This window comes from Streptomyces sp. NPDC043176 (assembly GCF_056436715.1).
In genome coordinates, this window is record NZ_JBWKCA010000002.1 from 325281 (window position 1) to 339046 (window position 13766).

A 13766-nucleotide genomic window follows, 5' to 3' on the forward strand; every position below is an offset into this window, starting at 1 on the left:
GTCCGGGAGCGGTCCCCACGAGACGTCCGAAGGCGCGCGTCGGATGCGACCGGTCGTGGAAGCCGGTCGTGGCGACGACTCCGGCCGATGCCGGCCGTCGAGCGGCAGCCGCCGGGCGCGGTCGACGAGGTGCTCACGGGCGTCCGCGTGCACCCCTGACGGCGGCTGCCGCAGCCGACCGCGTGCCCCGCGCGAGGGGCTGCGGGCACCGTTGTCGGTGGCGTGCCGTACAACTGGGAACCGGGAAAAAGCGGGACGGTACGCCGCAGGACGTACGGCCGTACGGGGAGGGCTGGTACATGGAGACGTTCGGGGACCGGGGGCGCGCCGACCGCGTGCCGCTCGTCGGGCGGGCCCGCGAACTCGACCGGCTCGACGCGCTGCTGCGCCTGCGGTCCGGGGGAGCGGGGCCGGTCGCCGTCGACGTCACGGGCGAGCCGGGCATCGGCAAGACCCGGCTCCTCGCCGAGTTCGCCCTACGCGCCCGCCTCCGCGGCACCGTCGTCCTGCACGGCCGCTCCTGCCCCGCCGGCGCGGACCACGGCACCCCCTTCCACGTCTTCGCCGACGCCCTCGCCGACCTCGACCACCGCGACCGCGCCACGACCCCGGCCCTCGCCGACCTCGCCGACCTCCTGGAACCGCCGCCGCTCCCGTCGCCGGAGCGAGGGCAGACCTCCGGCGGGCCCACGGCCGGCCGCACCGGCAGCGTGCGCCGGATCGCCGCCGCCCTGGGGCGGGTCGGGGACCCCGGGCTGGTGGTCGTCCTCGACGACCTCCACGGCGCGGACCCGGCGTCCGTGGAGCTCGTCGACCACCTGCTGCGGCATCCGCGCCGGGCGCCCGTGCTGCTCGTGCTGGGCCGCCGGGAACGCCAGACCCCGCCCGATCTCGCGTCGGCCCTGGCCCGCGCCGTCGACTCGGGGGCCGTCTCGCCGCTGGCCCTGGGGCCGTTGGGGGAGGAGGACTGCGCGGCGGGACTCGCCCCCGGACTGCCGCCCCGGGCGGCCCGGCAGGTCCACCGGGACAGCCTGGGCGTCCCGCTCTACTACCGGGCCCTCGCGGTCGCGCGCACCGGCCGGGGCGAGCAGGCCTGTGCCGGGCCGCTGGCGGTGCTGCTCGACGAACTCAGCCCGCTCGACGCGGCCGAACGGGACGTCGTCGAGGCCGTCGCCGTGCTCGGTGAGCGGGCGACGCCCGAACTGGTCGCGTCCGTCGGGGCGCCCGCCCCCCACCGCATGGAACGGGAGGACGTCGACCAGGCCCTGAGAGCCCTCGCCCGCCGTGACCTCGTCCGGTCCGACGCGCGGGGACGCCTCCTCGGGCTCCGGCACCCCGCCCTGCCGGAACTCGTGCGCGGCGCACTCGACCCGTGGCGGCGCCGCGAACTGCACCGGCGGGCCGCGGCGGCCCTCGCCGAGGCGGGGGCACCGCTGACCGAGCGAGCCCCGCACCTCGTGTGGGCCACGACCGCCTGGGATCCGCACACCGCGGCCGAACTGGTCCGGGCCGCCGAACTCGTCGGCGCGGCCGATCCCGCGCGCGCCGCGGAGTGGCTCGCGGTCGTCCTCGACCTGCTTCCCGACGCCCCCGGACACCGGTCCACCCGGAGAGACCTGATGCTCCGGCGGGCCCGTGCCCTGGGGTCCGCGGGCCGGGTCGCGGAGAGCCGTGACCTCCTCCACCGGCTCATCGACGACTGCGGCCCCGACCGGCGCGGCGACGCGGGACGCGAGGACCCACGCCAGGCCGCCGCAGACGAGGACCCACGCCAGGCCGCCGCACACGAGGACCCACGCCAGGCCGCCGCACACGAGGGCATAGGCCAGGCCGCCGCACACGAGGGCATAGGCCAGGCCGCACGCGCTGACACGCACCTGGCCGCACACGAGGGCACACGCGCCGTCGCAGACACCGGCGAGGGCGCCGGCGAGGGCGACGGCGAGGGCGACGACCCCGCCGTCACGGCGGAGCTGCGGACCTCCGCCGTACTCCTCTGCGCCTTCATGGAGCGTCACCTGGGCCGCTACCCGGAAGCCGACGTGCTGCTCCGGCGCGAGCTGGAGCGGACCCCCGGGCCACGGCCCGACCTGCGGACGTGGCTCGTCGTGGAGTGGGGGTGCAGGGCCCTCTTCGCCGCCCGGTACCCCGAGGTGCGCCCCGTCGTCGTGGAGGCGCTCGACGAGGCCAGGCGGCGGGGCGACGAGCCCGGTACGGCCGAGGTGCTGACCCTGGCGGCGCTCGGCGAGGTGTACGAGGGGAACACCGAGGCCGCACGCGGGTACGCGGCGGAGGCGGCGGCGCTCACGGACGCCTTCACCGACGGCGAGCTGGCCGACCACGCCGAGTCGCTGGTGCGCCTCGGCTGGTGCGAGGTCTTCCTGGAGCAGTACGGGGCCGCCGAACGCCACGCCACCCGGGGCACCGAGATGGCCCGTCGCCACGGCCGCCCCTTCGCGCTCTCCCAGCTCCTCCTCTGCGGCGCGTACGTCCACTTCCAGACCGGTCGGATCGGTGCCGCCCTCGACCTGGCGGACGAGTCCGTATCCGTGGCACGAGCCCTCGGAGGCGCCGAACTCCTCGGATTCAGCCGGGCCATCAGGGCCACCGTCCTCCTCCACGCCCGGCCCCTCGGGGACCCCGAGGGGCCGGCCGCCGCCGAGGAGGCGGCCGCGACGGTGGGAATGGCGGACGGGTGGTGGGCCACCCAGGCCCGCTGCCTCCTCGGCTACGGCATCCCGCTGACCCGGGATCCGCACCGGGTGCGGGAGGTGCTGGTGCGGGCGGGCCGGGGCCGGGACCTGTCGAGGGTCCAGCCCTCGCTGCGCCCCGGCTATCTCGAACTGCTCGCCGGGGCGGCCCTCGCCGAGGGCGACCTCGCCGAGGCGGAGCGGGCGGCGCGGCTCGCCGGGGCCGAGTCGGACGCCCTCGGCCTGCCCGTCCAACGGGGTGCGGCGCTGCGTGCCAGGGGTCGTGTCCAGGCACAGCGGGGCGAACCGGCCGCGGCGGCCCGGACGTTCGTCGACGCGGCCGGGGAGAGCGCCCGGTCGGGCGCCGTCGTCCGGGAGGCCCACAGCCTGCTCCTCGCCGCCCCCCAGCTGCACGCCTCGGGCGACGCGGAGCAGGCCGCGGCGGTGTGGCGAAGGGGGCGCCGACTGGCCGCCGAGGCCGGCGCCCTGATGCTGGTGGACCTGGCCGACCGGACCAGACCGGCCCCGCCGGAGGACGCCGCCGGGGGGCGGCTCGCCGTGCTGACCCCGCGCGAGCGGGAGATCTCGGCCCTCGTCGCCGAGGGGCTCACCAACCAGGCCGTCGCCGACCGGCTCTGTCTCAGCCCGCGCACGGTCGAGAGCCATGTCGCCCGGGTCTACCGCAAGACCGGCGTGGAGACGAGAGCCGGACTCGCCTCGCTCGTCGTCCGGGCCGGGGCCGGGGCCGGCGGCGATCAGTTCTCGCGCGGGTAGGTGGCGATCACCCGGCCCTTGGCGTCGGCGCTGAGATACCCCGAGCCGTACGTGTCGGAGAGGTAGACGCTCAGTCCGGGGCCGCTGCCGGTGAGCGTGGAGGCCGGGTTGACGACGAGGTAGCGGCTCGTCGGTTCGGCGATGCCCAGCTCCTTGTCCGCGCGCTTCATGAGCGCCGGCAGGACGTCCCAGTCGAAGACGTCCAGGTCGGTCGGCACCGTGCCGGGGAAGGCGGTGCCGCCGGGTCCCTGCTTCACGGCCACGTCCTCGCCCCGGTACATGTACCGGTCGTACCGCTGTGTACTGCCCTTGACGAGCGCCTGGGCCACGACGTAGTCCGGGTAGACGACGAAACTCGTCACCTTGGCGCCGCCCGTGGCCGCGTTCACCGCCGCGACGGCCGCCCTGACCCCGTCGGGGGTCAGCAGATCGCGCTGCTCCGGCGTCGTCGGCTCCTTCGCCGGGGTGGTGGAGGCGGAAGGCTGCCCGGCGGTCGGGCTCCGCTGTGCCGGGGGAGCGGCGGTCGGGTCGCTGCCCGGCTCGTCGGGGCGCCAGTCCCAGGCCATGGCGCCGACGGGGATGCCCACCGCGAGGACCACCACGGCGACGAGGCCGGCGAGCCGCCGGGCACGCCCAGCCCGCCGTCCCCCGGCCCGTGCCGGGGTGGCGGTCGTGGCGGCCGGGGGAGTCGCGTCCGCCCCGGGCGCGTAGGCCGGGCCCGAGGGAGCGAAGGCGCCGGGCGTGGGGGGCGGGAAGGGAGTGGACGGCGGTGCCGGGACCGCCTGCGACGGAGGCGCCAAGTGGAACGAGGTCGTCCCCGCCGGGCCTCCGCCGACCGTGCCGCTTCCTGTCGCGCCGCCGACCGCGCCGCCGACCGTGCCGCTTCCTGTCGCGCCGCCGACCGCGGCGCCTCCCGGCGTACCTCCGCCTCCCGCGGTCCACGGCACCGCCGCTCCGGGGTGCGACCCGTCCGTAGGCTGAGGCGGCACCACGTCCCTTATCCCGTAAGCGTCCTGACGGGCCGCCGGGTCCGCCGGGTCCGCCCCCGCCACGGCGGCGAGGGTGCGGTCGAGCTCCTCCGCGCCGGGACGGGCGGAGGGGTCCCGCACCAGCAGGCGGTTGAGGACGTCGGTGAGGGGACCGGCCTGGACGGGCGGCGGCACGTCGTCGGACAGGACGGCCGCCAGGGTCGCGAGGGTGTTCTCGCGGCGCAGTGGGTGGCGGCCCTCGACGGCCACGTACAGGAGCATGGCGAGGGACCACAGGTCGGCGGCCGGTCCGCTCGTGCCGCCGCGGATCCGCTCGGGAGCCATGTAGTCGGGCGACCCGATGATCGAGCCCGAGGCGGTCAGGACGGTGGACTCGCGGATCGCCGCGATGCCGAAGTCGGTGAGCACCGGCCTGCCGTCCGGCCGCAGCAGGACGTTGGCGGGCTTCACGTCGCGGTGCTCGATGTCCCGCTCGTGGGCGGCGCGCAGGGCCGACAGCAGACCGCGGCCGATGCGTGCGGCCTCGGCGGGGGTCATCGTGCCCCGTTCCAGCCGGTCCTGGAGCGAACCACCCGTGACGAGCTCCATCACGAGCCACGGGTACGTCCCCTCGCCCGCGTCCACGATGTGATGGATCGTCACCACGTTGGGGTGGTCGATCCTGGCCAAGGCCCGCGCCTCGCGCAACACCCGGGCCCGCAGGGTCCGGGCGCTCTCGGTGTCGTGCTCGACCAGTGCGGGATCGGGCGGCCGGACCTCCTTGAGCGCCACGTCGCGGTGGAGGGCCAGGTCGCGGGCGCGCCAGACCGTTCCCATGCCGCCGCCGCCCAGCCGCTCGACCAGTTCGAAGCGGCCGTCGATCACTCTGTTCACACGCACCCCTGCACTCGGGTCCTCGGGACCGCGACGGTGTTCCGCCCGGTCCCGCCCACATCGCCGTACACATTCACCTGGTAGCGCCCCGGAGGCCCGTACGGCTCCGGCAGCCCGCGCAACTCCGGGCCCGGACCGGCACATCCGTCGCCGGCCAGGGCGGTCCGCTCCGGCGGGCCGGCCGCGGCGCCCGCCTGAGCCGCTCGACGGCCGAGGGCCTCGGCGTGCCGCGACTCCTCCCACCGCCCGGCCCGCGCCGCCGCGCGCGCGTACTCCCGTCCGGCCCGGCCGGTGTCGCCCAGGCACAGTACGCTGTGCGCGAGCCAGGCCCCGGCCCGTACGACTCCCGCCTCGTCGCCGTCCTCGGCGAAGCCCCGCAGGGCCTCTTCGAGCAGTGCGGCGGCCTCCCCGTACCGGCCCAGCTCGGCATACGCGGAGCCGAGTCGCAACCGGGCCAGCGCTCCCGGACACGGATCCACGGCCGCCCCACCGGTCAGCCGGACGGCGTCCACGAGCAGCGCCAGCTCCTCGGCCCCGACGCGCCGCCGTTCGTCCGGCCCGAGATCGCTTCCGAGCGCGACCGGGGACCTTCCCCCGGCCCCGTCGCGCCACCGTCCGCCCGGTCCGTCGTCGGCCCGGTGTGAGCCCGCGGCCCCGCCGCGCCACTCGTCCCGCCCGCGACCGGCCGCGCGCGAAACCCCGACGGACCGCGCGAGCGCGAGACAGAGGCGGGCCCGGTCGTCACGGCGGAGCGAGGAGGCGGAGCCGTCGGAGGGGAGGGCGGCACGGAGGGAGGACCGGAGGAGCGCGGCCGCCTCCTCATGGGCGCCCGTGGCCCGGAGGACGCCGGCGAGGACCAGCTCGTGCTCCACGGCTCCCCACGGCCGGCCCGCGGCGCGGTGGCCCGCGACGGCGGCCCTGAGGTGGGCGAGGGCCGCGGCCGGGGCGTCCGGCGCGCTGATCCGGCCGAGGAGCGCGCGGGCGTCGGCGAGCGGGCAGAGGACGGCCGGGTCCGCCCGGTGCGGCGCGGCGGAGGCGATCAGCCTCCCGAGTTCCTCGCGCAGCCCGGCGGCCCCGGCGGCCGGGTCGGGGAGGGTGTCGAGACGATCGGCGCGCGCCCGGAGGTGGAGCAGGAGAACCGTCGTCGTCTGCCCGGCGGTGGCCCGCCCGGCGCGGTGCAGGACGGCGGCCCGCTCGCACAGCTCCCCGAGCCGGCCGTGGGCCGCGCCCCCCGCGTCCTCGCCGGCCAGCACCGCCCGCGCCCGGGAGACCAGCGCCTTGCCGTGCCGACCCGCCCGCTCGTGCAGATCGGCCGCCCGCGCGAAGAGCGGCCCGGCGGCCGGCCGCGCCCTGCCCCGGCAGTCCAGCGCGGTCGAGTCCAGCGCGTCCGCGTGATCCCCCGGCGTGATCGTCCCGCCCGCGCGCCGCAGGGCCGTCGCGGCCCGTTCCCACGCCCCGCCCGCCGCCGGATGCCCTTCAGCGGTGAGCCGCCGGGCCCGGAGCAGCATCTCGCGGGCCTCCTCCGGCTCCCTGCCGGCGCCCGGCGTGCCGCCGTACGACGGCACGCCGGGGCGGAGCTCGTCGGGCAAGCGGCTGCGCATGCGGGATGCTCCGGGGAGAGGGGGCGAGCGGGGCGCGGGGGGCAGGGACGGCCCTGCGGCACGGGGGCGGGTCGGGGACGAGGTGCGGAAGAGGGGCAGGGACGGGCGGGGAAGGAGACGGGCGGCGGGGACGGCCGGGACGGGGGTGCGCGGCCGGGTCCGTGGCGGCTCCGGCCGGCACGGACGACGTGCACAGAGGTCGGACCGACTCTCGCAGGCCCGCTCGGTACCGCGCATCCGTAGAACTACGGAACCGGCGGGTCCTCGATCGGCCGCACTGTGCAGAGCCCGCCGTACATGACTCGGCTAGGGTGATTCGGTAGGGATTGAGCCCTCTGGGGCCGGGCCGATGCGTAGGTCGATGCGTTGGAGACAGATCAGTCGTCGAGCAGGGTTCCGCAGCCGCCCAGGGCGGCCGTCGGTGACGCGGGCGTGCTCCGTGAGCTGCTCCCGATCGCCCTGTGGCGGGAGGACGCCGACGGCCGGATCGTCGAGTGGTCGCTCGCCGCCCAGGACCTCCTCGGACACCGACCCGAGCACGTGCTCGGGCGGCTCGCCACGCCGCTCCTCGTCCCGGACGCCAACCGTGAACTCGCCGACCGGCTCACCGACCGCGTCCAGGCAGGCGAGACGATGGTGGGCACGCTCCCCGTGCGCCACCGCGACGGCCACACCGTCGCCATGGAGATGTGGATCGTGCCGGCCGCCGACCCGGAGGGCCGGCCGGGGGCGATGCTCATCGCGGTGGAGACCTCCGAGGTCCTGCGGATGCGGGAGAACCTGGCGGCGATGGAGAGCCTCTTCACCCAGTCGCCGATCGGCCTCGCGCTCCTCGGCCCCGACCTGCGCTTCCTGCGCGTCAACGACGCCCTCGCCCGGATGAACGGCATGTCGGCGCCGGAGCACGTGGGCCGCCGCCTCACCGAGGTCGTGCCGGGCGTCAACGCCGCCTCGCTCGAGTCGCTGATGCGGCAGGTCCTCGACAGCGGGAACGCGGTCGTCGACGCCCGCCGGGTCGGCCGCACCCCGGCGGACCCCGACCGGGACCACATCTGGTCCTGCTCGTACGCGCCGCTCGTCGACCGCAGCGACAGCCGGTCCCTCGGGCTCATCGCCTCCCTCGTGGACATCACCGAGAGCCAGGAGGCGCACACCGAGGTCGAGCGCGCCCGTCACCGCTTCGCGCTGCTCGCCGAGGCGGGCGCCCGGATCGGCACGACGCTCGACCTGAAGCAGACGGCCGAGGAGGCCGTCCGCTTCCTCGTGCCGCAGCTCGCCGACTCCGCGGACGTACAGATGCTGGAGTCCGTCCTCGAACCGGACGATCCGGCCGCCTCCACCCGGGGGGTCCTCCGGCGCCTCGCGGCACGCTTCCCCGATCCGACCGCGCCGACCTCGCTGCTCGCCCCCGGGCAGACCTTCCAGATCCCGCTGGACTCGGTGTACGAGCAGGTCGTCGTCCACGGGCGGCCCACGAACCTCTACACGTCCGACATCCCGGAGCTCTTCAAGGACCCCCGCACCGAGGCGCTCCGCACCTACCTCGCCACCCGCATCGGCTCGGCGCGTCTGGTCCCCCTGGTGGCCCGGGGGCAGGTGCTGGGCGCGGTGACGGTGACCCGGTTGCGGACCCGTGAGCCCTTCGACGCGCAGGACTGCGTCCTCATCGACGAGGTGGTGGCCCGTGCCGCCCTCAACATCGACAACGCCCGCCTCTACACCACCCAGCGGGAGGCGGCGATCACCCTCCAGCGCAGCCTCACCAACAACGAGCTCCCGTCCGTCACCGGCCTCGAACTCACCGGCTGCTACCTGCCCGCGAGCGCGCACGACGTCGGAGGCGACTGGTTCGACGTGATCACCCTGCCCGGTGGCCGGACGGGCCTGGTCATCGGCGACGTCATGGGGCACGGCATCCACGCGGCGGCCGTCATGGGCCAACTCCGCACCGCCGTGCGGACCCTGGCCCGCCACGACATCCCGCCGGCCCGGATGCTCAGTTCGCTCGACGCGGTCGTCGCCGACCTGGGCGAGGACGAGATGGCGACGTGCGTGTACGCGGTCCACGACCCGGCCACCGGCCGCTGGGTCATCGCCCGCGCCGGCCACCCGCCGCCTGCCGTGGCCACCGACGACGGGACCGTCACCTTCCTCGAAGGCCCGCCGGGCACCCCGCTCGGCACCGGCGCCCACGACTTCGGCACGGAGGAGGTCTCGCTGCCCGAGGGCGGTCTGCTCGTCCTCTACACGGACGGCCTGATCGAGGCCCGTGACCGCGACCTCGACGAGGGCATGCGCCAGCTCGCCCAGGCGCTCCGGCCCGTCGACCGGCCCCTGGACAGGCTCTGCGACGAGGTCCTCGGGCGGCTCCTGGCGGGACCCGCCCAGGACGACGTGGCGATGCTGCTCGCCCGTACGGTCCGCTGAACTCGCGTACGGGGAAAGGAGCACGGGTGTGGGTGCGCCCCGCCGAGCGGCCCGGCCGGGCCGGGCCGCCGGGCGCAGACGACCGGGGTCAGGACCGCGTGTTCCCGAGCCGGTACAGGTCCCTCAGCAGGGCGATCTCCGCGCCGTGGTGCAGGACTTCCTGGTTGACCCACCAGACGACGTCGAGGAAGAGCTCCTCGGGGTCGCTGCCGTGCGGGTAGGTGCAATGGCCCACCGTGTCCAGGTCCTTGTCGCCGGCGGACGTCAGGGCGTCCCGCCAGGCGTCGGCGGCGGCGGAGAAGGCCTTGACGGCGGTGTCGGCGTCCCCGCTGACGGGGTGGTCGTCGCGGGTCAGGGAGCGGCTGCCGTTGGTGTGGTCGGCGCGCAGCGCGAGCATCTCGGTGAGGTGGCTGAGCCGCCAGGCGATCGTGGTGAACGGGGCCGGCTCGGGGTGCGGCGGCGGCGTCGTGTCCCGGCCGAACTCGCCCGTGCCCACGAGGAGGGTGGCGCCGGGACCCGGTCCGTCCGCGTGCCGGCGGACCGACCAGCAGCCAGGCCCCGGCTCCCAGAGGTACTCCGCGTCGGTCATCGGACCGACCTCCACCTCCGTGCCGTTCCCGCTGTCCATCAGCGGGCCCGCCATCCGGTCGGTGAGCCGCTGCCGGGCGAAGTCGAACTGGGCGAGCAGAGGGGCGAGTCGGGCGGGGACGGGCATCGGACGCTCCGGATCAGACGAGGGCGCGGGCGCTCGTACCCTGCCACAGGCCGCCGCCCACCGCCCCCGAATTAGCGGCTCACTGCCGGGGGCCGCCCGACCGCCGCCCGACCGCCTCGACGAGCGGCAGCAACCGGTGCGCCACCCGCTCGCGCAGCGCGATCTCGGTGCGGGTGCGGACCACGCCCGGCAGCCTGATGAGCCGCTGGATGACGTCCTCCAGGTGGCCGGCGTCGCGCGCCACCACCCGCGTCAGGAGGTCGCCGCCGCCGGTGATGGAGAAGGCCTCGACGATCTCGGGCACGCCGGCGAGCGCGTCGCCGACCTCGTCCAGACGCCCCTGGGTCACCTCGACGTGCACGAAGGCGAGCACCGGGTGCCCGAGCGCGGCCGGAGAGAGGACCGGCCCGGTCGCGGTGATCACCCCGTCCCGCTCCAGACGGTCGATCCGGGCCTGCACGGTGCCCCGCGCCACCCCCAGGATCCGGGCGTACTCGCGCACGCTCGTCCGTGGTTGCTCGATGAGCAACCGCAGGATCCTGGTGTCGAGCTCGTCCACCGCCATGCTCCGTCGGCCTCCTCTGTCCCCGGTCGCGTCGACCGAACCGTTCCGAACCGTCCACATCGCCCGCAACCCGTCCGAACGCGAGCGAACGCATCCGATTCACGACTGTACCGATGGGTCGCTTCCGTATCCCGTACGGTCGGTGCCGTCGGTGCCGTCGGTGCCGTCGGACCGGGGGGAGCGGGGTACGTCCCCGCCCCCTCCCCCGGCGAACTGGTCCGCGACGGCGGTGCCCTGCCCCCGGCGGCCGTGCGCTGGATCGTCGCCGGGATGGCCGAGGCGCTGGTGGACCTCCACCGGGCGGCGATCGTCCACCGGGACGTGAAGCCGGGCAACGTCCTCCTGCCGCTCACCGGGCCGCGGCTCATCGACTTCGGCATCTCGCACGCCCTGGACCTGACCCGCACGTCCCTCACGCTCGGCACGATCGCGTTCACGTCGCCCGAACAGGCCCGCGGCGAGGGGTCGACCCGGCGTACACCGTCGAGCCGCAGAGCCCCCCCTGGACCGAGACGAGCCACACCGACTACTGCCTGGAGGTGGTGTAGCGGCACCGCCCCGCCCGACCCGCCGTGGCGCAGGAGCTGACCCCGGAGCACGAGGGGGCCGGTCCTCCGGCGCGCGGCGCGCGTCGGGACGCTCACGCCTCCGGGGTCAGGAGTCGGGTGCGGAGGTGCTCGAGCACGGTGTCGAGGGCCTCACGGGTGGGCTGACCGGGCTCGTCGACGAGGTGTTCGGTCACGGTGGAGTGCGGAGGGGTCAGGGCGTGGGGGTTCGCCGCGCCGTCGTCGAGCTCGATTCCGACGAAGGCCTCGCCGAGCCTCGCCCTCAGCAGCGCGAACCGCTCGCCGGGGACGAGCCTGTCCCCCCGGAAGCGCAGCCCGAGGACGGTCAGACCGGCCTCGCACCGGCGCTGGACCGCGCGCAGGTCGTCCGGAGAGATGTCGAGGGAGCGGCGGTTGCGCGCGCTGACCGCGAGCGGCAGCGACGGCTGGCACAGGACGGGCGCCAGGAGGCGCTCGTCGGTCGCCATCGCGAGGGCGTAGCCGCCGGTGAAGCACATGCCGACGGCTCCGACACCGGGGCCGCCGCACCGTTCGTGCTCCCGGGCCGCGAGGGCCCGGAGCCAGCCGACGACCGGAGAGGTGCGTCCGGCCGCCAGCACGGTGAACTCCCGGCTCACGCAGATGTGGGCGACGGCGCGCACCCCTGTCGCCACGGTTCCGAGGCGCCCGTGCGCCGCCGGATCGGGATCCCGTCCGGCGACCCCGAACAGGTCCGGGAGGACCACGGTGCAGCCGAGGTCGCGCACCCGTCGCGCGAACCGCGCCACCTTCGGGGTGATGCCCGGGATCTCGGCCATGACGACGACCGCCGGACCGCTCCCCGACCGCAGCACCGTGTGCGACCGTCCCTCGTGACGGAACGGCTCTCGCGTGAAGTCCGTCAGTGCGTCGTCCGCCACGTGCCCTCCTGGCTGTCGTCCGGACTGAACCGGCACGGAAGTGACAGCGCCAGACCCTACTCGCGAGTAGCCGTGTTCAGTGCTCGCAGAGCGAGAATTCCCGTTCGTAGAGCTGCTCGTTGTGCTCGTCGACGAAGAACTTGCGTTCCCGCATGAGCTCCTCGCGGTACTCCTCGGCCTGTGCGAGCGTCATGGTCGAGGTGTCGGACCACGGCTGCTGCGGGGGCACGTCGGACGTCGAGACGATCCTGTGCTCCGGGTCGACCAGGAAGAACGCGAGGATCTTGCGATGTCCCGGGCGGCTGGGGTCCGCCAGGCGGAACGAGCCGACGCGGTGCTGCAGGACGTTCGGGAACGCCAGGCAGCGGCCCGCCGGCGTCGACACCGATCCGAGGAGCTGGTTCAGCGCGTCCTCGTTCTCCAGGCCGTACACCTCGCGCACGCCGTTGTCGTCGCTCTGCTGGTACTCCGGATCGTCGAGCGCGGCCCGGAAGCCCAGACGGCTCTCGGTGATGTTCTCGCTGTCCCAGTAGTAGATGCCCGTCGAGACGATCCGCTCGTTCAGCATCCCCTCGACGTGCCAGGAACCGCCGGAGTACTCGGGCTTCTCCGGGGTGAGGTGAATCGTGGCGAGCTTCACGATGACCTGGAGACGGCGACCGCGCAGGTCCACCCGGGCGGACTCGTCGGGCGCCTCGGGCATGGTGAAGACCGGGGCGTCCGGGACGACGGGACGACGGGTCTCCCACCAGTCGTCCAGGGCCCTCTCCCAGACGCGGAGGGCTTCGTTGTGCGCCGCGTCGTCGTCGCCGTACGCGGACCTGTCGGGACGCCGCGGCTCCGAGTCGTACCAGCCGTAGGGATCGACCTCGATGCGCGGCGGCCGCGGACGGCGCAGATCGGTGAGCACGTTCTCCAGCAGCGGACGCATGCGCGCGAACAAGTCCGGAAGGACGGCGGCCAGTTCGCGGTGCTTCTCGGGATGGACGTTGTTGACGTACGAGCGGAAGGCGACGTCGCCGTCGTCACCGACCTCGACGTCCGTGGGCAGCCACTGGAACCTCTCCGAGAACTCGTACTTCGAGTAGTGGTTCGTCGGGTTCGCCCACGCCTGCTCGGGCGCGCCGCTCACGTCCCTCACCAGGCAGAACAGGGAAGGGTGGACGAGGTCCAGCACCTGGCCGCCGGATCCTGGATGCCAGTCCCGCTCCGCGTCGGGGACCTCCTCGAGAACCCGGACCGCCTCGCCCAGCCGGGACCTGAGCTCCTCGTCGATCAGCGTGTCCGACTGCCACACGCCGTCGACCGTCGACACCTCGACGCCGGTCCGCTCGTCCCGCAGCGCGGCGTAGTGCGCGAGTTCGGCGAGCACGTAACGCACCTGCGCCTCGGTGAGCCCCTCGGCGACCGCCTCCCGCGTCCACCTGGCGACGATGTCCGCGTCGTTCCTCTTGTCGAACCACCCCGGCTTCGACCGGATGTGCGCGCTGCACTGCGTCATCTCCACTTCCCGCAGCGTCCGGGGTGTCGCGAACGGCAGGGAACGGGAGGTGTGGAAGGGCAGGGGGAAAGCGGTCGAGCCGGTCAATTCTCTTGATCCTCACGGTCGGTGTGCGGTGGCCGGAAGAATACGTCAGCGGACTGACATCGCGGCCGGGCCCGTCTCC

General features: G+C 75.3%; 9 protein-coding genes. 3 read left to right on the forward strand and 6 right to left on the reverse strand.

What is annotated here, in order from left to right; translation table 11 throughout:
- Positions 1-299: 299 nt before the first annotated feature.
- On the forward strand, positions 300-3464 hold the full coding sequence (locus tag AC067A_RS04060; protein ID WP_478614160.1) for a helix-turn-helix transcriptional regulator: 3165 nt from the start codon (positions 300-302) through the stop codon (positions 3462-3464).
- Here the strand turns inward: AC067A_RS04060 and AC067A_RS04065 are convergent.
- Positions 3446-5332, reverse strand: a complete 1887-nt coding sequence (locus tag AC067A_RS04065; RefSeq protein ID WP_478614163.1) for a serine/threonine-protein kinase — start codon at positions 5330-5332, stop codon at positions 3446-3448. The two genes, AC067A_RS04060 and AC067A_RS04065, sit on opposite strands and share 19 nt — an antisense overlap.
- On the reverse strand, positions 5323-6927 hold the full coding sequence (locus tag AC067A_RS04070; RefSeq protein ID WP_478614166.1) for a hypothetical protein: 1605 nt from the start codon (positions 6925-6927) through the stop codon (positions 5323-5325). The genes AC067A_RS04065 and AC067A_RS04070 overlap by 10 nt, the downstream gene beginning before the upstream one ends.
- A gap of 366 nt (positions 6928-7293) precedes the next feature.
- On the opposite strand from AC067A_RS04070, the gene AC067A_RS04075 reads away from it, so the two are divergent.
- Entirely contained in the window at positions 7294-9354 is a 2061-nt protein-coding gene (locus AC067A_RS04075) for a SpoIIE family protein phosphatase (protein WP_478614169.1), read from the forward strand.
- A gap of 88 nt (positions 9355-9442) precedes the next feature.
- Here the strand turns inward: AC067A_RS04075 and AC067A_RS04080 are convergent, their stop codons facing one another.
- Together AC067A_RS04080 and AC067A_RS04085 are read right to left on the reverse strand one after the other, a co-directional pair.
- Complete coding sequence (locus tag AC067A_RS04080; protein ID WP_478614172.1) at positions 9443-10069, reverse strand: DinB family protein; 627 nt, start codon at positions 10067-10069, stop codon at positions 9443-9445.
- Between the two features lie 79 nt (positions 10070-10148).
- Positions 10149-10634 (reverse strand): Lrp/AsnC family transcriptional regulator, encoded by a 486-nt coding sequence (locus AC067A_RS04085; protein ID WP_478614175.1) that lies wholly within the window; start codon positions 10632-10634, stop codon positions 10149-10151.
- On the opposite strand from AC067A_RS04085, the gene AC067A_RS04090 reads away from it, so the two are divergent.
- On the forward strand, positions 10584-11222 hold the full coding sequence (locus tag AC067A_RS04090; protein WP_478614178.1) for a protein kinase domain-containing protein: 639 nt from the start codon (positions 10584-10586) through the stop codon (positions 11220-11222). The genes AC067A_RS04085 and AC067A_RS04090 overlap by 51 nt on opposite strands.
- A gap of 52 nt (positions 11223-11274) precedes the next feature.
- Here AC067A_RS04090 and AC067A_RS04095 read toward each other — a convergent pair whose 3' ends face one another.
- Both AC067A_RS04095 and AC067A_RS04100 read right to left on the reverse strand, forming a co-directional pair.
- Positions 11275-12099 (reverse strand): dienelactone hydrolase family protein, encoded by an 825-nt coding sequence (locus AC067A_RS04095; RefSeq protein WP_478614180.1) that lies wholly within the window; start codon positions 12097-12099, stop codon positions 11275-11277.
- Between the two features lie 76 nt (positions 12100-12175).
- A complete protein-coding gene (locus AC067A_RS04100; protein WP_478614182.1) occupies positions 12176-13687 on the reverse strand; it encodes a DUF4246 domain-containing protein in 1512 nt (503 codons plus the stop codon).
- Positions 13688-13766: the final 79 nt, after the last annotated feature.

What these genes read in the sequence shown, in the direction of transcription:
- AC067A_RS04060 (WP_478614160.1), top strand. Translation starts at nt 300, where the DNA reads ATGGAGACGTTCGGGGACCGGGGGCGCGCCGACCGCGTGCCGCTCGTC.
- AC067A_RS04070 (WP_478614166.1), bottom strand. Translation starts at nt 6,927, where the DNA reads ATGCGCAGCCGCTTGCCCGACGAGCTCCGCCCCGGCGTGCCGTCGTAC.
- AC067A_RS04080 (WP_478614172.1), bottom strand. Translation starts at nt 10,069, where the DNA reads ATGCCCGTCCCCGCCCGACTCGCCCCTCTGCTCGCCCAGTTCGACTTC.
- AC067A_RS04085 (WP_478614175.1), bottom strand. Translation starts at nt 10,634, where the DNA reads ATGGCGGTGGACGAGCTCGACACCAGGATCCTGCGGTTGCTCATCGAG.